This is a genomic window from Secundilactobacillus oryzae JCM 18671, assembly GCF_000740055.1.
In the GTDB taxonomy this organism is placed as follows: Bacteria; Bacillota; Bacilli; order Lactobacillales; family Lactobacillaceae; genus Secundilactobacillus; species Secundilactobacillus oryzae.
In genome coordinates this window covers 1-21,584 of sequence record NZ_BBJM01000029.1, presented here as the reverse complement: position 1 = coordinate 21,584, position 21,584 = coordinate 1, and the positions used below count along the sequence as shown (strand labels likewise).

General features: G+C 42.8%; 21 protein-coding genes. 20 read left to right on the top strand and 1 reads right to left on the bottom strand.

Annotated elements, in window-relative coordinates; genetic code table 11:
• The first annotated feature begins 222 nt into the window (after positions 1-222).
• The 8 genes from LOSG293_RS07785 to LOSG293_RS07750 all read left to right on the top strand — a co-directional run bounded on the left by LOSG293_RS07785 (position 223) and on the right by LOSG293_RS07750 (position 6,577).
• Positions 223-1,056, top strand: a complete 834-nt coding sequence (locus LOSG293_RS07785) for an energy-coupling factor ABC transporter ATP-binding protein (RefSeq protein ID WP_034529006.1) — start codon at positions 223-225, stop codon at positions 1,054-1,056.
• Complete coding sequence (locus tag LOSG293_RS07780) at positions 1,032-1,910, top strand: energy-coupling factor ABC transporter ATP-binding protein (RefSeq protein WP_034529004.1); 879 nt, start codon at positions 1,032-1,034, stop codon at positions 1,908-1,910. Before LOSG293_RS07785 ends, LOSG293_RS07780 begins: the two co-directional genes overlap by 25 nt.
• The gene (locus LOSG293_RS07775) at positions 1,903-2,697 is read left to right on the top strand and encodes an energy-coupling factor transporter transmembrane component T family protein (RefSeq protein ID WP_034529002.1); all 795 of its coding nucleotides are present in this window, start codon (positions 1,903-1,905) and stop codon (positions 2,695-2,697) included. The genes LOSG293_RS07780 and LOSG293_RS07775 overlap by 8 nt, the downstream gene beginning before the upstream one ends.
• A gap of 14 nt (positions 2,698-2,711) precedes the next feature.
• A complete protein-coding gene (gene truA / locus LOSG293_RS07770) occupies positions 2,712-3,512 on the top strand; it encodes a tRNA pseudouridine(38-40) synthase TruA (RefSeq protein ID WP_034529000.1) in 801 nt (266 codons plus the stop codon).
• Positions 3,513-3,650: 138 nt separating this feature from the next.
• Positions 3,651-4,094: a 50S ribosomal protein L13 gene (gene rplM / locus LOSG293_RS07765; protein ID WP_034528997.1), complete on the top strand. Its 444-nt coding sequence runs from the start codon at positions 3,651-3,653 to the stop codon at positions 4,092-4,094.
• A gap of 13 nt (positions 4,095-4,107) precedes the next feature.
• Entirely contained in the window at positions 4,108-4,500 is a 393-nt protein-coding gene (gene rpsI, locus LOSG293_RS07760; protein WP_034528995.1) for a 30S ribosomal protein S9, read from the top strand.
• Between the two features lie 341 nt (positions 4,501-4,841).
• Positions 4,842-5,432, top strand: a complete 591-nt coding sequence (locus tag LOSG293_RS07755; RefSeq protein ID WP_034528993.1) for an ECF transporter S component — start codon at positions 4,842-4,844, stop codon at positions 5,430-5,432.
• A gap of 92 nt (positions 5,433-5,524) precedes the next feature.
• A complete protein-coding gene (locus LOSG293_RS07750) occupies positions 5,525-6,577 on the top strand; it encodes a D-alanine--D-alanine ligase family protein (RefSeq protein ID WP_034528990.1) in 1,053 nt (350 codons plus the stop codon).
• Between the two features lie 52 nt (positions 6,578-6,629).
• On the opposite strand, the gene LOSG293_RS07745 is transcribed toward LOSG293_RS07750, so the two are convergent.
• Positions 6,630-6,866, bottom strand: coding sequence for a DUF2187 family protein (locus LOSG293_RS07745; protein ID WP_034528986.1), 237 nt, complete (start codon positions 6,864-6,866; stop codon positions 6,630-6,632).
• A gap of 298 nt (positions 6,867-7,164) precedes the next feature.
• Between LOSG293_RS07745 and LOSG293_RS07740 the strand changes: the two genes are divergently transcribed.
• The 12 genes from LOSG293_RS07740 (at position 7,165) to rlmD (ending at position 21,420) form a co-directional block, all read left to right on the top strand.
• Complete coding sequence (locus LOSG293_RS07740; protein WP_235786831.1) at positions 7,165-7,644, top strand: glycoside hydrolase family 73 protein; 480 nt, start codon at positions 7,165-7,167, stop codon at positions 7,642-7,644.
• A gap of 18 nt (positions 7,645-7,662) precedes the next feature.
• The gene (locus LOSG293_RS07735) at positions 7,663-8,238 is read left to right on the top strand and encodes a xanthine phosphoribosyltransferase (RefSeq protein WP_034528980.1); all 576 of its coding nucleotides are present in this window, start codon (positions 7,663-7,665) and stop codon (positions 8,236-8,238) included.
• Positions 8,239-8,258: 20 nt separating this feature from the next.
• Positions 8,259-8,786, top strand: a complete 528-nt coding sequence (locus tag LOSG293_RS07730) for a DUF2179 domain-containing protein (protein WP_034528977.1) — start codon at positions 8,259-8,261, stop codon at positions 8,784-8,786.
• A gap of 83 nt (positions 8,787-8,869) precedes the next feature.
• Positions 8,870-10,009, top strand: coding sequence for an ATP-grasp domain-containing protein (locus LOSG293_RS07725; protein WP_034528974.1), 1,140 nt, complete (start codon positions 8,870-8,872; stop codon positions 10,007-10,009).
• A 157-nt stretch (positions 10,010-10,166) separates the two neighbouring features.
• Positions 10,167-12,419, top strand: a complete 2,253-nt coding sequence (gene pcrA, locus LOSG293_RS07720) for a DNA helicase PcrA (protein WP_034528971.1) — start codon at positions 10,167-10,169, stop codon at positions 12,417-12,419.
• Between the two features lie 17 nt (positions 12,420-12,436).
• On the top strand, positions 12,437-14,467 hold the full coding sequence (ligA, locus tag LOSG293_RS07715; RefSeq protein ID WP_034528968.1) for an NAD-dependent DNA ligase LigA: 2,031 nt from the start codon (positions 12,437-12,439) through the stop codon (positions 14,465-14,467).
• A 10-nt stretch (positions 14,468-14,477) separates the two neighbouring features.
• Positions 14,478-15,626 (top strand): CamS family sex pheromone protein, encoded by a 1,149-nt coding sequence (locus tag LOSG293_RS07710; protein WP_034528965.1) that lies wholly within the window; start codon positions 14,478-14,480, stop codon positions 15,624-15,626.
• 89 nt (positions 15,627-15,715) lie between these two features.
• Positions 15,716-16,021 carry an Asp-tRNA(Asn)/Glu-tRNA(Gln) amidotransferase subunit GatC gene (gene gatC, locus LOSG293_RS07705; protein WP_034528962.1) on the top strand — a complete coding sequence of 102 codons (306 nt, stop codon included), beginning with the start codon at positions 15,716-15,718 and terminating at the stop codon, positions 16,019-16,021.
• Between the two features lie 2 nt (positions 16,022-16,023).
• Positions 16,024-17,493 (top strand): Asp-tRNA(Asn)/Glu-tRNA(Gln) amidotransferase subunit GatA, encoded by a 1,470-nt coding sequence (gene gatA, locus LOSG293_RS07700; protein WP_034528959.1) that lies wholly within the window; start codon positions 16,024-16,026, stop codon positions 17,491-17,493.
• Positions 17,493-18,914 (top strand): Asp-tRNA(Asn)/Glu-tRNA(Gln) amidotransferase subunit GatB, encoded by a 1,422-nt coding sequence (gene gatB, locus LOSG293_RS07695; protein ID WP_034528956.1) that lies wholly within the window; start codon positions 17,493-17,495, stop codon positions 18,912-18,914. The genes gatA and gatB overlap by 1 nt, the downstream gene beginning before the upstream one ends.
• An 18-nt stretch (positions 18,915-18,932) precedes the next feature.
• Positions 18,933-19,952: a diacylglycerol kinase gene (locus LOSG293_RS07690; RefSeq protein WP_034528953.1), complete on the top strand. Its 1,020-nt coding sequence runs from the start codon at positions 18,933-18,935 to the stop codon at positions 19,950-19,952.
• 97 nt (positions 19,953-20,049) lie between these two features.
• Positions 20,050-21,420, top strand: coding sequence for a 23S rRNA (uracil(1939)-C(5))-methyltransferase RlmD (rlmD, locus tag LOSG293_RS07685; protein WP_034528950.1), 1,371 nt, complete (start codon positions 20,050-20,052; stop codon positions 21,418-21,420).
• Positions 21,421-21,584: the final 164 nt, after the last annotated feature.

Below are 21,584 nucleotides of genomic sequence, written 5' to 3'. Positions count from 1 at the left end.
TCTAATGATGCTTGTGGTGGGTGGATTTTAAGTATATGAGGCCATGGGCCTTTTTTTATGCAAAAAACCCTGTTAATAGAATATCACTTAAGATATCCATCAACAGGATTTAGTATAGAGCCATTTTTTTTATACATAAAAACGCATTTGATATGCGATAGGCGACATTATTGGTATAATTGCATATGGACAAAATGCGGAAGAATGATTGGAACTGGTGACATGGCAATAATAAGTGTGGATCATTTAACATATAGATATTCAGAAGAACTCCCGATGGTTTTGGATGGTGTGAGTTTTGACGTCCAAGAGGGTGAATGGCTTGCTATTGTTGGCCATAACGGAAGTGGTAAGAGCACACTTGCTAAGCTCATAGACGGCTTGTTGGAGGCTGCTGGTGGCGAGATTACGATTGAGGACCAATTACTGACACCAGACAACTTATGGGAGCTTCGAGACGACATTGGACTCGTTTTTCAAAATCCTGATAATCAATTCGTTGGTGCGACTGTCGCAGATGATGTTGCTTTTGGCTTAGAGAATCGTGGTGTTGAGCGCAACGAGATGAAACGGCGCGTTGCCGAAGCACTTGTTCAGGTTGGTATGGATGGCTTCGAAGAGCGAGAGCCAACCTCCCTTTCCGGAGGGCAAAAGCAGCGTGTGGCATTAGCTGGGGTTATCGCCATCAGACCAAGGGTTGTCATTTTAGACGAAGCGACTAGCATGCTGGATCCTGAGGGGAGACGCGAAATCCTCAGAGTCATTCGTGAATTAAAGGACAGATTCCAGCTAACCGTTATTTCGATTACCCACGATATCGAGGAAGCTGCTCATGCCAGCCGGGTACTCATTATTAATGATGGCAGAATCGTGGAAGAGGGCCAACCTGAGGCCATTTTCGAAAAAGAGGCGGAATTACTCGAACTTGGACTTGATATTCCCTATGCTTCACGGCTGAAACGCTCACTCAACCAATTGGGCATCCAGGTACCTGAGCAATACTTAAATGAAGAGGAGATGGCGAACTGGTTATGCCAATCACTTTTGAAAAAGTAGACTATTCTTACCAACCTAATACGCCATTCGAGCATCAGGCACTGCAAGACATCAATTTGACGATTGCGGATAATTCGTTTACTGCGCTTATTGGACATACTGGAAGTGGTAAGTCGACGCTTATCCAACAAATGAATGCCTTGTTGAAGCCGTCATCTGGAGTAGTCCGAGTAAACAATCGTGAAATCCGGCCGGATACGAATAATAAGGATCTGAAACCACTTCGAAAACAAGTTGGAATGGTTTTTCAGTTTCCAGAAAACCAGTTATTTGAAGAAACGGTTAAAAAAGATATCATGTTTGGCCCCCTAAATTTTGGGATGTCTGAGGCAGAAGCCGAAGAGGAGGCTATTCGGTTAATTACGGAAGTCGGGCTTGATGAAAGTTTATTGGAGCGGTCACCTTTTGAATTGTCAGGTGGTCAAATGCGTCGAGTGGCAATCGCAGGAGTGCTTGCTTCGAAGCCAGATATTTTGATTTTAGATGAGCCAACTTCTGGCCTTGATCCAAAGGGGCGCCAGCAGATTATGGATCTGGTGGCCCATCTTCATGAAAACGAGCATAAAACGATTATTTTAGTGACTCATCAGATGGAAGATGTGACTAAGTATGCAGACCGTGTGATTGTGATGGATGGTGGTCGCGTGGCCAAAACGGGAACTCCAAAGGAAATTTTTAATGATGTCGACTGGTTGAAGACCCATCATTTGGATTTGCCGAAGACAACCCAATTTGCAGCGACACTTCAAGCCCAAGGGTTTCAGTTTCCTGAAGGATTACCATTGGATGAAATGGCATTAGCACAAGCAATTAGCCAGCAGATTTCACCGAAGGGAGCTAGTGATCATGGATAAATTTATTTTTGGTCGTTATATTCCCGGCGATTCGTGGGTTCATCGCATGGACCCTCGTTCAAAAATGCTGCTGAGCTTTTTCTTTATTTTTATGATCTTTTTTGCAAATAATCTATTGAGCTATGGACTAGTTTTCGTTGTGCTATTTTTAGCAATTATGATGGCTCGCGTTTCAGTAGGATTTTTACTAAAGGGATTGAAACCGTTGCTGTGGTTAATGGTTTTCACTGTCTTAATTCAAGTTTTCTTTGGAGCTGGTGGTGAAGTTTACTGGTCATGGTGGACACTTCAAATTACGCATGACGGTTTAATCAGTGCGGCCTTTATTTTACTCAGATTTTTGGCCATTATTATGATGTCGACTATTTTGACTTTAACGACAAAACCACTCCAGATTGCAGATGGTGTTGAGTCACTGCTCAAGCCACTCAAGGTTATCCATTTTCCAGTTGAAACTTTGGCTTTGATGCTTTCATTAGCACTGCGGTTTGTCCCAACTTTAATGGATGAAGCACAGAAGATTATGGATGCTCAGCGTGCTCGTGGTGTTGATTTCGGCTCTGGCGGCATCAAACAACAAGTTAAAACAGTGGTGCCATTACTCATTCCGTTGTTCATGAACGCGTTTAATCGAGCGGAGGATATTGCTACTGCGATGGATGCCCGTGGCTATCGAGACGGTAAAAATCGAACAAAATATCGAGAATTAATTTGGCAGCGTCGGGATACAATCAGCAGCCTTATATTCGTTTTATCTGGTATCATTTTATTTTTGATTAGAAATTAGAAACGGGGAACAACATGTCAGCACGATACAAATTAATCTTAACTTATGATGGAACCAATTTTGCTGGTTTCCAACGCCAACCGGATACAAGAACGGTGGAAGGTGAATTAACCAAGGCCGTTAACCTAATGGCCAAGAAACCGACACCGGCAATCATTGTGTATGGCTCCGGACGGACAGATGCGGGTGTGCACGCCTTAGGACAAGTTGTACACTTCGATTTCCCGTTTGACATTCCGGCTGATAGCATGCGTAAGGGTCTCAACAGCATCTTACCAGTCGATATGGAGGTCTTGGTAGCCGAGATTGCTAAACCGGAATTTCATGCTCGTTACGACGTCTCAGGCAAGCGCTACGTGTATCGTATTGATCTAGGCGAATTTAGAAATCCATTTAAACGTAATTATGCAGGTCACTGGAAGTTTCCAGTGGATGAAGCCAAAATTAGACTTGCGATGAAGGATCTCATTGGTGAGCACGACTTCAGTAGTTTCGTTGCATCAGGATCCTCGGTTAGAAGTAATGTCAGGACGATTTATGAAGCCAAGGTCGAACGACATGAAGCTGATAATGAGTTGGTTTTTGAGTTTTACGGAAATGGTTTTTTGTATAATCAAGTTCGAATTATGGTGGGCGTCTTGATTGAGATTGGCTCTGGCACTCGGCCGGTTGATGATATTCAGCGACTCTACAAACTGGGCGACCGTCGTTATGCAAGACGGACGGTATCAGCAAGTGGGCTTTATCTGAAGCATGTGTATTACGAAGGGGACGACCCAGAGCACCCAACCAAATTACCTAAGCATCAGCGATGAAACATTGAGATTGTTTACATTTAGCATTGACTTTGATGTGGATTCTTTGTATTATGGTAGCTGGTATTGTTTGCCCCACGATAAGCCCCGGAAACTTGTTAAGGTGTCAAACAAACACAGAATATGGAGGAATTTAACGTGCGTACAACATATATGGCTAAATCAGGTGACGTGGATCGCAAGTGGTACGTAGTAGACGCAACAGATATCCCAATGGGACGTCTTTCAACAGTTGTGGCTTCTATCTTACGCGGCAAAAATAAACCAACGTTCACCCCTAATGTGGATACAGGTGACAACGTAATTATTATTAATGCAGAAAAGGTAGCTTTAACTGGTAAGAAAGCTACTAACAAGATCTACTACCACCATACGAACCATCCTGGTGGATTAAAGCAACGCACCGCTGGTGATTTTAGAGCAAACGACCCAGAGAAGTTGATTGAAACTTCTGTTAAGGGTATGCTTCCTCACACTTCATTAGGTCACCAAATCGGCATGAAGCTTCACGTTTATGCAGGAACTGATCACAAGCATGAAGCACAAAAACCAGAAGTTTTGGATATTACGAACCTAATCTAAGGAGGAAACAGAATTGGCTCAAGTACAATATCGCGGCACAGGCCGTCGTAAAAACTCAGTAGCTCGTGTACGTTTAGTACCAGGTACTGGTAAAATCATCATGAACAACAAAGACATCACAGAATACATTCCATTCGCTAACTTACGTGAAGTTGTCGTTCAACCATTCAACGTTACTGAAACGTTGGGTAACTACGATACTTTGGTAAACGTTAACGGTGGTGGATTCTCAGGTCAAGCCGGCGCTACTCGTCATGGTATCGCTCGTGCATTGCTTGAAGTAGATCCTGATTTCCGTGGACCACTCAAGCGCGCAGGTCTTTTGACTCGTGACGCTCGTATGAAAGAACGTAAGAAGCCAGGTCTTAAGAAAGCTCGTAAGGCTGGACAATTCTCAAAGCGTTAAGATTTATTTCTCAACGTTTGGAAACATCTCTCTTCGGAGGGATGTTTTTTTGTATCTTCAATTACTATCTGAGTATAAAGAAAAGACAGGGGAAAAAAGTACAATTTAGGCACACTGATGCTTCGAACGAGAATATTGCATCCTTTGTTAATCTATGCGAATGTGAAGCGTGTAGGGTGCAAAATGGACGATCTGTGGTGTGCAATTCATCAAGCAGTAGTTAATTAAGCAAGAGGGTTTTTTTCAATCAAGGCGCCTTTTTGCATAAGGAACTCAGCGCCCGTTTTGGTGGGCTTTGTGCTATACTCTAGGAAATAAATTCGAGATAGGTGTTGTTAACTATGAGAAGAAATCGAGCCTATGAAATTAGCATTCTGGCTCTGTTTATTGCGATTGTGGTCGTACAAAACGTGGTCCCAATCTTAGGCTATATTCCAATTGGGCCATTAACTTTGGTCACCATTCATATAACGGTATCAATTGCAGCAATTACTTTGGGAACTCGTGATGGAGCGATTGTTGGGGGTGTCTGGGGGCTAATTACCTGGGTACGAGCATTCACTTGGCCAACGAGCCCCATGGCGGTTTACGTCATGGTAAATCCTGTGATTTCGGTATTACCGCGTATCCTGGTGGGCGTTATTGCGGGTCTGTTGTTTCAGGCTCTCTACAAACGTATCCACACGACGGTTGCGTTGTCGCTTGCAGGAATCGCTGGCGCTTTAATCAACACGATTTTTGTTTTAGGCTTCATTTATATCTTTTATCAATTTGGTGGTATTCCACTGAATAAATTGCATATAGATGCTTTGATGCCATATTTAATTGGTGTGGTTGGTACAAACGGGATTCCAGAGGCAATCCTAGCCGGAATTTTAGTGCCACTCATTGCAACCCCGCTACTTCGTTTTAGGAAAACTGTTAAGAAATAAGGAATATTTTGTGAGGATTTTTGTTATCAATTGAAATCGCTGCCCGTCCATGCTAAGCTTAAGTTTCAATACAGTTCGGAGGATTTGAGACTATGAAGATTGTAGTTTTAGCTGGAGGTCGCAGTTCAGAACGAAACGTTTCCTTATCTTCAAGTGCAAAGGTAGCTAATGCACTTCGAAGCAAGGGCCACCAAGTAGCAATGGTAGATTTGTTTTTAGGGATTAATTTGGATTACATCAGGGATGTTGAAGATCTTTTCACTGATCAGCAACAAGATGTTGATTTAGATATCAGTGATGAAGTATTAACCGCTGATGACATCAACGCTTTGCGTTCAGATGGATCAACTCAACTCTTTGGTCCCAACGTGTTAGACGTCGTATCCAAGGCGGATATCGTTTACATCGGTCTTCACGGTGAAGACGGTGAAAATGGTAAGGTTCAAGCCGTTCTTGACTTGAACAACATTCCTTATACGGGTAGCGGTCCCTTAGCTTCTGGAATCGCTATGGATAAGGGAATTTCAAAACAGGTCATGATGTATAACAATATCAAGACCGCCAGATTCATTACAGTGTACAAAGATAATCCTAAGTACGATGTACCGTTTGATTTTCCAGTTGTTGTGAAGCCTTCCAATGGTGGATCAAGTATTGGAACACGGATTGTACAATCACAATCTGAAATGGCGGATGCTGTGCAGGATGGCTTCCGATTCGACTCAGAAGTGCTCGTTGAAGAGTTCGTTAAGGGTCGTGAATTTTCACTTGGTGTTGTTAACGGAACGGCAATGCCTGCTATTGAAATCAGTGTGAACGACGGTTGGTATGATTTCCAACACAAGTTCCAAAGTGATACAGCAGCGAAGTTCCAGACGCCACCAGATATTCCAGAAGAAGTGCATGATGAGATGAAGGCGATTGCCCTCAAGACGTTCAGAGTGCTAAAAATGGCTAATTATGGTCGTATTGACTTCTTATGGAACGATTCAGGCTTGTACGTGATTGAGGCTAACTCCCTACCAGGAATGACACCACTTTCACTACTGCCTCAAGAAGCTGAAGCAGCAGGGATTAGTTACGAAGATTTATGTAACAGCATTGTGATGGGGAAAGTTAAGGCACTTGGCTTAAACTTCGCATAAAAAAACACTCGGTGAGGGGGAAATAATTTCCAACTCAACCGAGTGTTTTTAATTAATCTTCGCTATCAGCGTTTTCGTCTTCTTCGTTTGGATCAACTTCAGGTTGTGGTGCAGCCTTGATGAGCTTTAATTTCTTATTGTTGATAACAACGCGGTCGTGATACTTATCTACGATCTCGGTGTTATCTGATTCAAACGTAACCAAGTAAGAGTTTTGGTACGCTTTGTCAACGAAGCCAGTGAAGGTCTCGCCGTCTAAAGTGAAAGAAACTTCGTCACCAATGTTCATTCAATTTCCATCTCCAATTCTAATCGTCAGCTTGTAATGTAACCGAATATCCGTTCTTTGTCAATTAAAGCGCTGGTTAATTCCGCTCTTTTGCAAAATGGCATTGTCAATGACTTCCATTTTCGGGTAAACTGAAGAAAACGATGAGGAAGGACTAACCAGTTTGGCGAAAAAAAGGAAACGGCGGAAAGACCAACCGTGGGCGAAGTTGATATTGCTAGTTTTTTTCTTAGTTATGGTCGGTTTGTTTGGGAATCATCTTCTAGCGTTAAGGGAACCTCACGAAGAGGTGACAACGGTGAAGACGACTAATCAACACGTCCAATTTATTGAGAGCCAGGCGAAACAAGCCCAGGAGATGCAGCAAAAATACAATGTTTTGGCCAGTATCACGCTGAGTCAGGCCATTTTGGAGTCCGACTGGGGACGGAGTACTTTGGCAGCACAATTTCATAATCTCTATGGCATTAAGGCAACAAGTAGCCAAACGGGCAAGAATTTTTACACCAAAGAGTACACCAACGGAAAGTGGGTCACCATCAAAGATAAGTTTCGGACGTTTAAATCCGATCGCGAATCCATGGTGGCCCATTCTAAGCTCTTTATTGATGGGACCGCCTGGAATCCAGAACAGTATCATTCTGTGCTGACTGCAGCAAATTACACTGAAGCCGCACATGAGCTCTATAAAGACGGTTACGCCACAGATCCTGATTATCCCCAAAAACTCATCACACTCATTAAACGCTATCGACTTGATCGGTACGACAACAACTAAATTATGGAGGTTATTTAATTGAAGTTACTTGAAGATATGATTCGCGAAAACGGTACGGTGCTACCAGGAGAAGTTTTAAAAGTCGATAATTTTTTGAATCATCAAATTGATCCTAATCTGATGTATGAACTTGGTGGTGCATTTAAGCGCTTGTTTGCGGATGCCGGCGTCACTAGAATTTTAACGGTTGAATCTTCTGGAATTGCACCAGCAGTCATGGCCGGTCTTCAAATGGATGTGCCAGTGGTTTTTGCTAGAAAGCACAAATCATTAACGTTGGTTGACAATCTTTACACGGCAACAGTTTATTCATATACGAAGCAAGTTAGCAACGATATCAGCATTGATCGTCGGTTTATTAAACCGGACGACAAGGTCCTGATCATCGATGACTTTTTAGCAAATGGTCAGGCAGTTCAAGGCCTCATGGAGATTGCGGCTGCCGCCAAAGTTGAAGTGGCAGGCGTCGGTGTCGTCATTGAAAAGAGTTTTCAAAAGGGACGTCAAATGCTTGAAGATGCCGGGATTCACGTGGAAGCACTTGCCCGGATTGCATCACTTGAGAACAGTCAGGTAACGTTTGTGCAGGACTAGTAGACAAGGAGGAATGCAGTGTGACAATCGATTGGCCAATTTTCGGAACAATTTTTGGTGTGAACTTGGTTTATATCACCCTCAACACGCTTAGATTTTTGCTAACCATGAAAGGGTATCGTCACCTAGCACCCGTTGTAAGTGTCGTAGAAATTACGGTTTACGTTATCGGACTCTCCCTCGTTTTAAATCAACTAGATAATTATTGGAATGTTTTAGCTTACGCACTCGGCTATGGCGTCGGTGTTTGGGTCGGCATTCTAATTGAAGATAAGCTGGCCCTAGGTTATATGATGGTGACGGTGATTATGCCGGAATCGAGTACTCAGTTGGCAACTACGCTGAGAGAAAATGGCTTTGGGGTTACGCAAAGCGTCGCAACCGGACTGGAAGGTCAGCGACTGGTAATGGAAATTCTGACGCCAAGAAAGTCGGAACGGCGACTTTATGCACTAATAAAGTCTGAAGAACCTAAGGCATTTATGATTTCTTATGAACCTAAATTTGTGTCAGGTGGATTCTGGGCCAAAAGAATAAGGAATCGATAAGGCGCCAGCAGATTGCTTGAAATTTTAAAATGGCGAACGTAATATAAATATAATTAAAACTGTGAAGAAAGTAGTGAGCTGAGGTGAATAATCAAATTTTATACCCAAACGATACCATTGGCATTATTGGTGATAGTGTGAGTGGCCCCAGTCTAGTATCGACTGCGAAAAAAATTGGTTTTCAAGTTGGCGCATACGGTTCGGATGAAACTAGTCCAACATTACAACTAGCCGATTTCAAAATCGTTGGTGATGCAAACGACAAAGAAAAGTTGCGCCAATTTGCCGAAAGTTGCAAGCTGGTTACTTTTGCTTCGTCTCATGTTAGTGCTGACGTGATTCGGTACCTTGAACAATTCACATTGGTTCCCCAAGGGGCTGAAATGTTGGAAATGTCGCAAGACCGACTATTAGAGCGTGCTTTTTTTGAACAATTGAACGTCAACATTGCACCTTATGCGACGATTGTCAGCCTAGATGACGTTTATCAATCGATTAATTCGATTGGCTACCCAAGCATTCTCAAGCCAATTCAAAAAGATTTGATTCAAGGGCAAGAGTTACTGATTGAAACCCAAGCAGACATTGCGAAAGCCTCCGGTCTGTTGGACTACGGTACCTATATTTTGGAATCAATCGTACCCAATTCAAGAGAGCTATCAATTACGTTGGCTCGGGATCAAAATGGGCAAACACAGCTTTTCCCAGCAGTGGAAACGGTTCGTGAAAAAGGTAAGATTAAATGGGCCTTTATTCCCACTCAATTAGATGTTGGTATGGCGCAGGAACTTCGTCGGATTGCGAATGAAGTCACCCAGAACATTCAGTACGTTGGCTTGTTAGAGGTCAGCTTTACGATTACGCAAAATGATAACATCTACGTTAAGCGGATTTTGCCAACGGTCAGTCACGTTGGGCAAATCTTTGACCGAGGTACGACCGCAAGTCAGTATGAACAACATTTGCGTGCCATCTCTGGATTACCACTCAGTGAACCTCAGACCATGATGCCGACCGTGTGGGCACCATTTACGGTTAGCCAATTAGAAGCGATTAATCGGCAGTGGGTACTTAAGAGCAATTGGCACTTTACCTTCTACCGTAGAAGTCAGCGGAATCAACCGCTGGCAGATCAACTTGCAGGGAACGTCATCCTGCAGACGCCTGATTTAAATGAGGCCCTAGACCAACTTGAAGATACTGGCGTTTGGACGAAAGAATAATCATTAAAATGAGTTGCGACACTTAAAAGTGTGGCAACTTTTTTCGTCTCAAAATTGCCATGATATTTTTAAGTTTCACTTTGCTGAAATCTCAGCAGAGCCCCTTAAATTTTGCTATAATTGAAACGACTATTTTCAAGAGAGGGTTGAATTTTGCGTGTCTAAAGAAAGCTTATTAAAAGGTATGAATGACAAGCAACAAGAAGCAGTTCTTCATACCGAAGGACCACTTTTAATTATGGCTGGTGCCGGAAGTGGTAAAACACGAGTACTGACCCATCGAATTGCGTATTTAATCGAAGAACAAGGAATTATGCCTTGGCGAATTCTAGCAATCACATTTACCAATAAAGCCGCAAAGGAAATGCGGACCAGAATTGTTCAGCTATTGGGAAATAGCGGTAATGATGTTTGGGCGTCGACTTTCCATGCTCTTTGTGTGCGAATCTTACGACGCCACATCGATGCTTTAGGGTATGACCGGGCGTTTACGATTGCTGATACAAGTGAGCAACGGACGCTAATTAAGCGAATAATGAAGGACCTTAATTTGGATCCTAAGCAGTTTGATCCCCGTTCTGTTTTAGGTACGATTTCAAACGCTAAGAATGCATTGCAGACGCCACAGGATTTCCGACAAGAAGCCGCTGGACCTTTCCAAGAAACGGTTGCGACAATCTATGACGCTTATCAGAAGGCGTTGGCACGAAATCAAGCAGTCGATTTTGATGATCTTATCATGCTGACCATCAAGTTATTCAAACAAGAACCCGAAATTTTAAAAGAATACCAAGATAAATTCCAATATATTCACGTGGATGAGTATCAAGATACCAATGATGCACAATATACGTTAGTGAACTTGTTAGCTCAGGAATATCAAAACCTTTGTGTCGTTGGGGATGCTGACCAGAGTATTTATGGTTGGCGTGGTGCTAATATGGATAACATCATGAATTTCGAAAAGGATTATCCAGATGCCCACATTACGTTGTTAGAGCAAAACTATCGTTCTACCAAGCGGATTTTACAGGCAGCTAATGACGTGATTGGCAATAATGCCTACCGTAAGGATAAGAGCTTATGGACCGAAAATGGTGAAGGCAGTCAGATTTCCTACTATCGGGCCCAAAGTGAAAATGATGAAGCACATTATGTGGTTTCCAAAATTCAAGAGGGCATCAAGGAGCAAAGTCGTAAGTACAATGAATTTGCGATTCTTTACCGGACGAACGCACAATCTCGTGTGATGGAAGAAACGCTATTGAAGGCCAACATTCCATATACGATGGTTGGTGGACACAAGTTCTACGACCGTAAGGAAATTCGGGATATCCTTTCCTACTTAACCTTGATTGCCAATGGGGCGGATTCAATGAGCCTGGAACGCGTTATTAATGAACCAAAGCGTGGCATTGGGGCAAGTAGTCTTGAAAAACTACGAGCATTTGCCGACTATAACGACTGGACGGAGTTAGAAGCAGCACAAAATGCCGAGCTTTCAAACGATCTGTCAGGTCGTGCGAAAAACGCGATCATTGCGTTTGGTGAAACGATGCGTCAATTGCAAGAAGCCGCTAAAACCATGAACGTCACTGAATTAACAGAACAAATTCTGGAAAAGACGGGTTATTTGGCCAGCTTGAAAGCATCAAAGACGTTGGAATCGGAGTCACGCATTGAAAATTTGGAAGAATTCCAATCGGTTACCCAAAAGTTCGATGAAACCTGGGATGAAGATGCCAGTGAAGCTGGTAGTCAATTAGGTGATTTTCTTTCTGATTTAGCCTTGGTATCTGACCAAGATGATGTCGATGAGGAACAAAATCACGTCACGTTGATGACACTTCATGCAGCAAAGGGACTAGAGTTCCCAGTTGTTTTCTTAATTGGGTTGGAGGAAGGCATCTTCCCATTATCCCGTGCCGTTGCGGAAGATGACGCATTGGAAGAAGAGCGGCGTTTAGCTTATGTCGGGATTACCCGAGCTGAGCAAAAACTCTATTTGACCAACGCTTATTCAAGAACGCTGTATGGTCGTCGTCAAAATAATCCGGCTTCTCGATTTGTTGATGAAATTGAACCAGAGTTATTGCATTTAGATAATGAGCAAAGCCAATTCAGTAATGGTAAAACCTTACCTTTTGATTCACCAAGTGCCAGAGCAACTTCAACACCATATCGCCGTGTAGGGACCAAGTCAACTAGCAAAGTGGCCAATGCGGGTAGCGGTGCTGATCGCATGATTTGGCAGACGGGTAATAAGGTTGAACATAAGAAGTGGGGAACCGGAACCGTTGTGAAGGTTACCGGCTCTGGCGAGGATATGGAATTAGACATTGCATTCCCATCAGAAGGAATTAAGCGATTATTAGCAGCATTTGCACCAATTAAAAAAGTAGAAAACTAAGAGTTGGAGGTTGAAATATGGCAAGTCAAAAGAATGATGCGCTTCGTGATGAAGCAGAAGCCCTCCGTCAGAATCTACGCGAGTGGGGTGTCGCTTATTACACTGAAGATAATCCAGTTGTCGAGGACATTACTTACGACAAGGCCTATCAACGATTAGTTGAAATTGAAACTACTCATCCAGAACTTGTAACCCCAGATTCACCAACCCAACAAGTGGGGGATGCAATCATCTCTGATTTTTCGAAGGTGACGCATGACATTCCGATGCTTTCCATGGGAGATGTTTTTTCTGAAGAGGAGCTTGCAGCCTTTAACCAGCGAATTATCAATAACGTGGGTGAACCTGTTTCGTATAATTGCGAGCTTAAGATTGACGGTTTAGCGATTTCACTTCGATATGAAGATGGCGTACTCGTTCAAGGCTCGACTCGGGGAAATGGCTCGATTGGTGAGGATATTACCAGAAACCTAAAGACAATTCCGTCGATTCCGACCAAGTTGACTAAGCCACTCACTATTGAGGTTCGAGGTGAGTGTTACATGCCAAAGGAATCGTTTGCTAACCTGAATAAAACGAGAGAGGCAAACGGTGAGGCTGTTTTTGCTAATCCTCGGAATGCGGCTGCTGGTAGTTTACGGCAGTTGGACCCAAAAGTGACCGCTTCTAGAAAGTTGAGTACATTCATGTACAATGTGGCGTCTTTTGACCCACTTGAGTCACGAACGCAAAGTGAAATGTTAGCCGAGTTGCAGGAACTTGGCTTCACGATTAATCCGACTTACAGAGTGGCAAATGACATGGATGCCATTTACGCGTATGTGGATGATTATCAAGCTCAGCGTAGTGAACTGGCTTATGGGATTGACGGGATTGTCATCAAGGTTAATTCTTTACCACTACAGCGATCGTTAGGTGCGACGGTGAAAGTTCCCCGCTGGGCAATTGCCTATAAGTTTCCACCTGAAGAATCTGAGACGGTCGTTCAAGAGATTGAGTGGACGGTCGGTCGAACGGGTGTCGTCACACCAACCGCAATTATGGATCCCGTTCAATTAGCTGGAACTACGGTATCTCGAGCCTCACTGCATAATCCTGATTATCTTCGTCAAAAGGATATTCGTTTAGGCGATACTGTTTTACTCCACAAAGCTGGTGACATTATTCCGGAGATTTCGGAGTTTGTGTCTGAAAAACGACCGGCCGACAGTGAACCATATCCCATTCCGACCCACTGTCCATCGTGTGGTGCAGAGCTCGTACATTTGGATGAGGAAGTTGCCTTGAGGTGTATTAATCCCAAGTGTCCGGCTCAGTTAGCCGAGGGCATGACCCATTTTGCTTCCCGGAACGCGATGAACATCGATGGATTAGGCCCACGCATTGTGAAGCAACTCTTTGATCACGATTTTGTGAGTGACATTGCCGATCTCTATCGGCTAACAGAAGACCAGTTGTTAACTTTAGATAAATTTGGGGCCAAATCAGCCTCTAACCTATTGACAGCAATCGATAATAGTCGTAATAATTCACTGGAACGGCTTTTGTTTGGTTTAGGAATTCGTCACGTTGGAAACAAAGCAGCACGCTTAATTGCTGCTCATTTCGAAACGTTAGATAACATAATGGTGGCAGACAGCGAGGCTATCGCCGAAATTAATTCGATGGGGATGGTCATTGCTGACAGCATTAGCACCTATTTTGCTAACGAACAAGTTCAAGAACTTGTTCAAGAATTAAAGGCGTTAGGTGTCAACATGACCTTTACCAGTGGTCGTGCCACGCTTGCGGATGCTTCCGGCTTTTTCGCTGATAAACGAATCGTTTTGACTGGAAAACTGGAACAAATGACGAGACCAGAAGCAAGCGAATGGTTAACCAATCACGGCGCTTCGGTTACGGGTAGTGTTTCAAAGAGCACTGATCTCTTAATTGCTGGAAAAGACGCCGGAAGTAAATTAACGAAAGCCCAATCATTTGAAATCGAAATTTGGGACGAGAATCGTTTCATTGACGAAATGACGAAAATCAACGAAGGCAACCAATGATGCAGGAGGAATAACTGTGAAGCGAGCAAAATTAGTCATCGGATTACTAGGCATAATGCTGTTTTTGGCAGCCTGTGGGAATCTGAATAGTTCATCGATGTCTTCTTCGGGTACGAATGGTTCGAAAGGGACACAGCTAACGGGTCAGTCAACTGATTCCAATTATGAAGGCGTCATCGAGAATGGTAAGTATGTGACGAGTAAGTCACGAGGCGTTAGCAACACGCAAGATGCTGGAAATCAACTGAATTTGAAGAGTTTTGAAAAAGGACTTCTAAACGTTTCACAACAGGAATTTTCCACAAATAAGTATGCCTTTCGTGAGGGTCAAATTCTGACCAAAAAGGTGGTTAGCAATTGGCTAGCGCGAGAATCTAAGTCAAACGCCGATGGGCTAAATCCTAAAGATAATGGCTCAACCAGTGCAACTAAACGTAATCCAATCTATCTTCAACAACTTGAGGAACAAGACTACATGATTCAAAAGAACAACAAATTAAGTCTTGGTGGCATTACCATTGGACTGGGGATTAATTCAGTTGATTACTATAAGAAGACCCAATACGGGGCCACCTATGAAACCAAAATCAGTAAGGCTGAGGCTGAAAAACAGGGAAAGGCTATCGCTAATAAGGTGCTGATGCGTTTGAGACAATATGATTCATTAAAAAATGTGCCAATTGTTATTGCCCTTTATCGTCAAGCCTCAGATGACAGTTTAGTTGGAGGTAATTTCTTTGCCTACTCAGTCAACAAAAATGGCACAACTAAAGTGAAGTCATGGGAAAAACTCAACCAAAAGAGTTATGTCTTCCCAATTGCCGATAGTCAAACTTCACCAAATACCAACGATACGACTTCGTTTGACAACTTCAAAAACGAAGTAGAAGACTTCTTCCCTAACTTGAGTGGGGTGACTGCTCAAGCTCAGTACACCAATAACCAATTGGACGGGATGAACGTTAACATTACGACACAATTTTATAGTCAGACTGAAATCATTAGTTTCACGCAATTTTTGCAAACTGCGGCGCAGAAATATTTACCAGCGAAGGTCCCAATTGACATTCAAGTCAGTTCGACTGAGGGTGTACAAAGCTTTTTGAGTCGTTCGGAAAATGGTAAGAAATTTACCACACATGTTTTTAATAGTTACTAGTCATTCGGTAATACAAAAAGACCGGACTGATGTGGTAAACTAGATAAATGAGCTTTTCTCGAATAGGAGAATTAGAAAGAAGGATTAGAATGGCAAATAACATTTCAAAAGATCAAGTTCAACACGTTGCTGAGCTTGCTAAGCTTGAACTAGACGACAACCAATTAGACTACTTCACCGATCAATTGGGCCAAATTATCGGCTTATTTGAGACACTAAACGAGGTGGATACGACAGATGTTCCTGTTACTTCAACTGTGAGTGATCAACTTAACGTGATGCGTGAAGACGTTGCTGATAACTGGAATCAAAAGGATGCGCTCCTTGCCAATGCGCCTGAAACTGAAAATGGCTACATCAAAGTGCCAGCCATTATTGACGAAAGTGAGGATTAACCATGAATTATTTAGATAAAGATTTGACTAGTCTTCACGAAGATTTGGTCAGTGGCAAAATCACGGCCGAATCATTGACGAAAGAGACATTTGCCAACATCAAGAAGACTGATGAGACAACGCAAGCATTTTTGAACTTGAACGAAGATGCTGCGATTAAAAATGCTCAAGCCATTGATCAAGCCGGTATTGATGCAGACAACGTATTGTCTGGTATTCCGGTAGCAATCAAGGATAACTTAGTGACTGAAGGCTTAACGACGACAGCGGCATCCAAAATGTTGGAAAATTTCAAGCCTATTTACAGTGCGACTGCTGTTGAAAAGCTTGCAGCTAAACAAACGATCAACGTTGGTAAAGTCAACATGGATGAATTTGCCATGGGTGGCTCAACTGAAAACTCAGCTTTCAAAATCACTAAAAATGCTTGGGATGCGACTAAGGTTCCTGGTGGTTCTTCAGGTGGTTCTGCGGCAGCTGTTGCTTCAGGTCAAGTGCCTGTTGCCTTGGGTTCAGATACTGGTGGTTCAATTCGCCAACCAGCCTCATTTAACGGCGTAGTCGGTATGAAACCAACGTACGGGCGTGTATCTCGTTGGGGACTGATTGCTTTTGGTTCTAGTTTGGACCAAATTGGCCCAATCACACGGACGGTTAAAGACAATGCTGCAGTATTAACGGCCATTGCTGGTCATGACGAACATGACTTAACGTCTTCAACTAAAAAAGTACCTGATTTTACTGCTGGTTTGGATGACAGTGCCAGCGTGAAGGGCATGAAGATTGGTTTGCCAAAGGAATTCATCGGCGAAGGTGTCGATGCTGACGTTAAGGCTGCTATTCTTGCCGCAGCTGACAAATTCCGTGAATTGGGTGCTACGGTTGATGAAGTTTCATTACCTCATAACAAGTACGGCGTTGCTGCCTACTACATCATTGCTTCATCTGAAGCTTCCTCAAACCTTCAACGATTTGATGGTATTCGTTACGGCTATCGTGCCAAAGACGTCCAAAACTTGGAAGATGTTTATGTGAAGTCTCGTTCTGAAGGTTTTGGTGATGAAGTTAAGCGTCGAATCATGCTTGGAACCTATTCACTTTCTGCTGGATTCTACGATGCTTACTTCAAGAAAGCTGCCCAAGTTAGAACCTTAATTATTCAGGACTTCCAAAAAGTCATGCAAGACCACGATTTCATCATGGGACCTGTTGCACCAACAGTTGCCTTTACCATTGGTGAAGAAGTCTCAGACCCAATGACGATGTATATGAACGATATTTTAACTATTCCCGTTAACTTAGCTGGCTTACCAGGAATGTCCATTCCTGCAGGCTTTAGCAAAGGATTACCGATTGGACTACAACTGATTGGAAAACCATTTGATGAAGCAACTATCTATAAAGCGGGTTACGTTTTCGAACAAAACACTGAATTTCACAAGCAAACACCTGAGTTAGGAGGACAAGCTTAATGAACTTTGAAACAACCATTGGACTTGAAGTCCACGTTGAATTAAAAACGAACTCTAAAATTTTCAGTCCTTCACCCGTTGCGTTCGGGAATCAACCCAACGCTAACACGAACGTGATTGACTGGGGTTATCCAGGTGTCCTTCCAACGACCAATAAGGGCGTTGTGGAATCAGGCATTACGGCGGCTCTGGCACTCCACGCTGAGATTGAAAAGCATAACCATTTCGATCGTAAGAACTACTTCTATCCTGATAATCCAAAGGCTTACCAAATTACACAGGCCGAAAAGCCAATTGCACATGATGGCTGGATTGAAATTGAAGTAGACGGCGAAAAGAAGAAAATCGGTATTGCTGAAATGCACATTGAAGAAGATGCCGGAAAGAATACCCATGAACATGGGGCTTCTTTCGTTGATTTAAACCGTCAAGGTACACCACTGATTGAAATCGTGTCGAAGCCTGATATTGCGTCACCAGATGAAGCTTATGCTTATTTGGAAGCTTTACGCCAACGAATCCAATTTACCGGCGTATCAGACGTTAAGATGGAAGAAGGTTCAATGCGTGTCGACGTTAACATTTCTGTACGTCCAATCGGACAAAAGGAATACGGAACGAAGACTGAGCTTAAGAACTTGAACTCTTTCAACTATGTTCGTAAGGGTCTTGCGTTTGAAGAACAACGTCAACAACGCGTCTTAATGTCTGGTGGGACCATTCAACAAGAAACTCGTCGTTATGATGAGAACTCTGGTCAAACTATTCTAATGCGGGTTAAGGAAGGCTCTGATGATTATCGTTACTTCCCAGAACCTGACTTACCAGCATTGGAAATTTCTGATGACTGGATTCAAAAGGTCGAAGCCGCTATGCCTGAAATGCCAGGTAAACGTCGTGATCGTTATGTAAATGAATTAGGAATTACAGACTACGATGCGATGGTCTTGACACAAACCAAGGAAATGTCTGACTTCTTCGAAGCAACAGTTGCCGATGGTGCTGATGCTAAGATGGCTGCCAATTACCTTCAAGGTGATGTTAATGCATTCTTGAATGATAACCACGTTGATTTGCAGGACACTAAGCTCACACCCGCTAATTTGGCAGGAATGATTAACTTAATTACTGACGGTACCATCTCATCTAAGATGGCCAAGAAGGTCTTTAAGGGTGTCACAGAAGGTCAGGATCCTAAGAAGTTTGTTGAAGAAAACGGTTTGGTTCAACTTTCTGATCCTGCTCAACTTCAACCAATCATTGATTCAGTATTGGCTGACAATCCACAATCAATTGAAGACTTTAATAACGGTAAGGACCGTGCAGTCGGTTTCCTTGTCGGTCAAATTATGAAACAAACACACGGAAAAGCTAACCCACAGGTGGTCAACAAGTTATTGATGGCATCCTTGAAGGGCTAGGATCGTTGGAGGCAAACTATGCGTAAACGGGCAAGAATTATTTATAATCCAACCTCAGGGAGAGAAGCGTTAAAAAATGATCTTGTTGATATTCTTGGTATTTTTGAACAGGCCGGATTTGAAACGAGTGCATACGCGACGACGCCAAAGCCTAATTCGGCACGCGATGAAGCAAATCGGGCTGCACGAGATGGCTTTGATTTAATTGTTGCAGCTGGCGGGGATGGCACCATTAATGAGGTTGTCAATGGCTTAGCGGGATTAAAGAAGCGGCCTAAAATGGCGATTATTCCTGCAGGGACCACAAATGACTATGCCCGAGCACTGCATATTCCGCGTGAAAGCCCAGTTGAAGCCGCTAAGATTGTTTTGAAAAATCAGACTTTCAAGATGGATATCGGTCAAGCCGGTGAGAGTTATTTTATTAATATCGCCGGTGGGGGATTATTGACGGAATTAACTTATGACGTCCCATCTAACCTGAAATCCATTTTTGGATACTTGGCTTACCTAGCGAAGGGTGCGGAAATGTTGCCTCGAATTAAGCCGATTGAAATGGATTTAAAGTATGATGGTGGCGAATATAAGGGAACGGCCTCAATGTTCCTATTGGCGCTAACGAATTCCATCGGGGGCTTCGAACAAATCGTGCCGGATGCTTCACTGGATGATGGTAAATTCACGATGATTATCGTGAAGACCAGTAATTTAGCCGAGATTTTGCATTTGATGGTGCTCGTCTTAACTGGTGGTAAGCATGTGGATGATCCACGGATTATTTATCGGAAGACGAACAAGTTGGTTGCTAAACCAGTAAACTCAAAAATGATGATTAATCTCGATGGTGAGTATGGCGGTGATGCCCCAATGACCTTCATCAACTTGCCACGTCACATCGAAATGTATGCTAATGTTGACGATATGCCAAATAGTTTACTGACGACGGAACAACCTGACCTGCTTGAAGCGGAACAAAAATTCGTTAAAGAGGTTCAGGATTTACCAGAAGCAGTCAGCGACGAAGCAACTAAGGATTAATTTGAATCGCATTGCTTACTTTGAATTTAAAGGATTTTGCTGTATTATGTCACAAGTACAGCAAAATCTTTTTTAGTTACTAATGAACGGAGAAAATATGAAAATACAAGCACCAGTTACAAAAAATGAAACAGTTGAAGTTACCATTGAAGACCTGACTTACCAAGGAATGGGGGTTGCTAAGGTAGAAGATTTTCCAATCTTCATTGCCGAAGCCTTACCTGGTGAACAAGTGATTGTCAAAATTACGAAGGTTCAAAAGAGCTTCAGTTTTGGTCGGGTTGAAAAGTGGTTAACAGAATCCAAGGATCGGGTTAAAACCGGCGATCAGAAGCTTACTCAGACGGGTATTGCACCATTACAGCACCTATCTTACGAAGCGCAACTTAAATTTAAACATGATCAGATTCAAAACTTATTAAACAAAACTAGTTTGAATATTGATGTGTTACCAACAATTGGGATGGACAATCCAACTCATTACCGAAACAAGGCCCAAGTGCCAGTTCGAATGGTTAAAGGTCAGTTACAAACTGGTTTTTATCGTCAGCATTCACATGAACTCGTACCGATTGAAGATTATTATATTCAAGATCCTAAGATTGATGAGGCCATTGTGGTGGTTCGCGATTTAATGCGGAAGTATCATATTGAACCATTTAACGAAATCAACCATACTGGTGTTGTTCGGAACATCATGGTTCGTCGTGGCCATTATTCAAACGAGATGATGATTGGCTTTGTGACACGGACTCAAAAGTTACCAATGGCTGATGAGCTCGTTAAAGAAATTACGGCACAGCTGCCAGAAGTTACCAGTATCGTTCAAAACATTAACCAAGCGAAAACTAACGTTATTATGGGTAAGATCAACAAGGTTTTATTTGGTAAGGAAACCATCAGTGATGATTTGCTTGGCTTAACTTTTGTTATTTCACCTAATTCGTTCTACCAGGTAAACCCCGTGCAAACGGAAAAGCTTTACAAGCTTGCGATTGAACAGGTTGGTTTAAGTGGCAAGGAAACCGTGATTGATGCTTACTGTGGTATCGGAACGATTTCCTTGGCAATGGCAGAACATGCTAAATCAGTTTATGGCGTTGAAATCGTGGCGGACGCAATTGAAGATGCCAAGGTTAACGCTCAAAAGAACCACATCAATAACGTTCATTTTGAAGTTGGTAAAGCCGAAGAAAAGATGGGCGAATGGCAAGAGGCTGGTCTAGAACCCGACGTGATTGTGGTTGATCCACCACGTAAGGGACTGACTAACTCACTGATTGAAAGTGCCGCAAAGATGCAACCTAAGAAAGTGGTTTACGTTAGTTGTAACCCAGCAACTTTAGTCCGCGATATCGAACTATTTGCTGAACAAGGCTATACGGTTAAACAACCCATTCAACCAGTTGATCAATTTCCACAGACGACACATGTCGAGAGCGTAACGGTGTTGGAACGTAAAAAGTAGTGGGCTAAAAATCGCGCTGTTAAGGCGTTTATAAAAGCAAAAAATGTGTATCTTTTTATGATCAAGTTGAAGTGAACCCCCGAGATTGGACAACAATCTCGGGGGTTTTATTATGACTAAATTTAATTTAGAGTTACGAATTTCTATTGTGACACAATATTTAA

What these genes read in the sequence shown, in the direction of transcription:
- LOSG293_RS07785 (WP_034529006.1), top strand. Translation starts at nt 223, where the DNA reads ATGGCAATAATAAGTGTGGATCATTTAACATATAGATATTCAGAAGAA.
- LOSG293_RS07780 (WP_034529004.1), top strand. Translation starts at nt 1,032, where the DNA reads ATGCCAATCACTTTTGAAAAAGTAGACTATTCTTACCAACCTAATACG.
- LOSG293_RS07775 (WP_034529002.1), top strand. Translation starts at nt 1,903, where the DNA reads ATGGATAAATTTATTTTTGGTCGTTATATTCCCGGCGATTCGTGGGTT.
- truA (WP_034529000.1), top strand. Translation starts at nt 2,712, where the DNA reads ATGTCAGCACGATACAAATTAATCTTAACTTATGATGGAACCAATTTT.
- LOSG293_RS07755 (WP_034528993.1), top strand. Translation starts at nt 4,842, where the DNA reads ATGAGAAGAAATCGAGCCTATGAAATTAGCATTCTGGCTCTGTTTATT.
- LOSG293_RS07750 (WP_034528990.1), top strand. Translation starts at nt 5,525, where the DNA reads ATGAAGATTGTAGTTTTAGCTGGAGGTCGCAGTTCAGAACGAAACGTT.
- LOSG293_RS07745 (WP_034528986.1), bottom strand. Translation starts at nt 6,866, where the DNA reads ATGAACATTGGTGACGAAGTTTCTTTCACTTTAGACGGCGAGACCTTC.
- ligA (WP_034528968.1), top strand. Translation starts at nt 12,437, where the DNA reads ATGGCAAGTCAAAAGAATGATGCGCTTCGTGATGAAGCAGAAGCCCTC.
- gatC (WP_034528962.1), top strand. Translation starts at nt 15,716, where the DNA reads ATGGCAAATAACATTTCAAAAGATCAAGTTCAACACGTTGCTGAGCTT.
- gatA (WP_034528959.1), top strand. Translation starts at nt 16,024, where the DNA reads ATGAATTATTTAGATAAAGATTTGACTAGTCTTCACGAAGATTTGGTC.
- gatB (WP_034528956.1), top strand. Translation starts at nt 17,493, where the DNA reads ATGAACTTTGAAACAACCATTGGACTTGAAGTCCACGTTGAATTAAAA.
- LOSG293_RS07690 (WP_034528953.1), top strand. Translation starts at nt 18,933, where the DNA reads ATGCGTAAACGGGCAAGAATTATTTATAATCCAACCTCAGGGAGAGAA.
- rlmD (WP_034528950.1), top strand. Translation starts at nt 20,050, where the DNA reads ATGAAAATACAAGCACCAGTTACAAAAAATGAAACAGTTGAAGTTACC.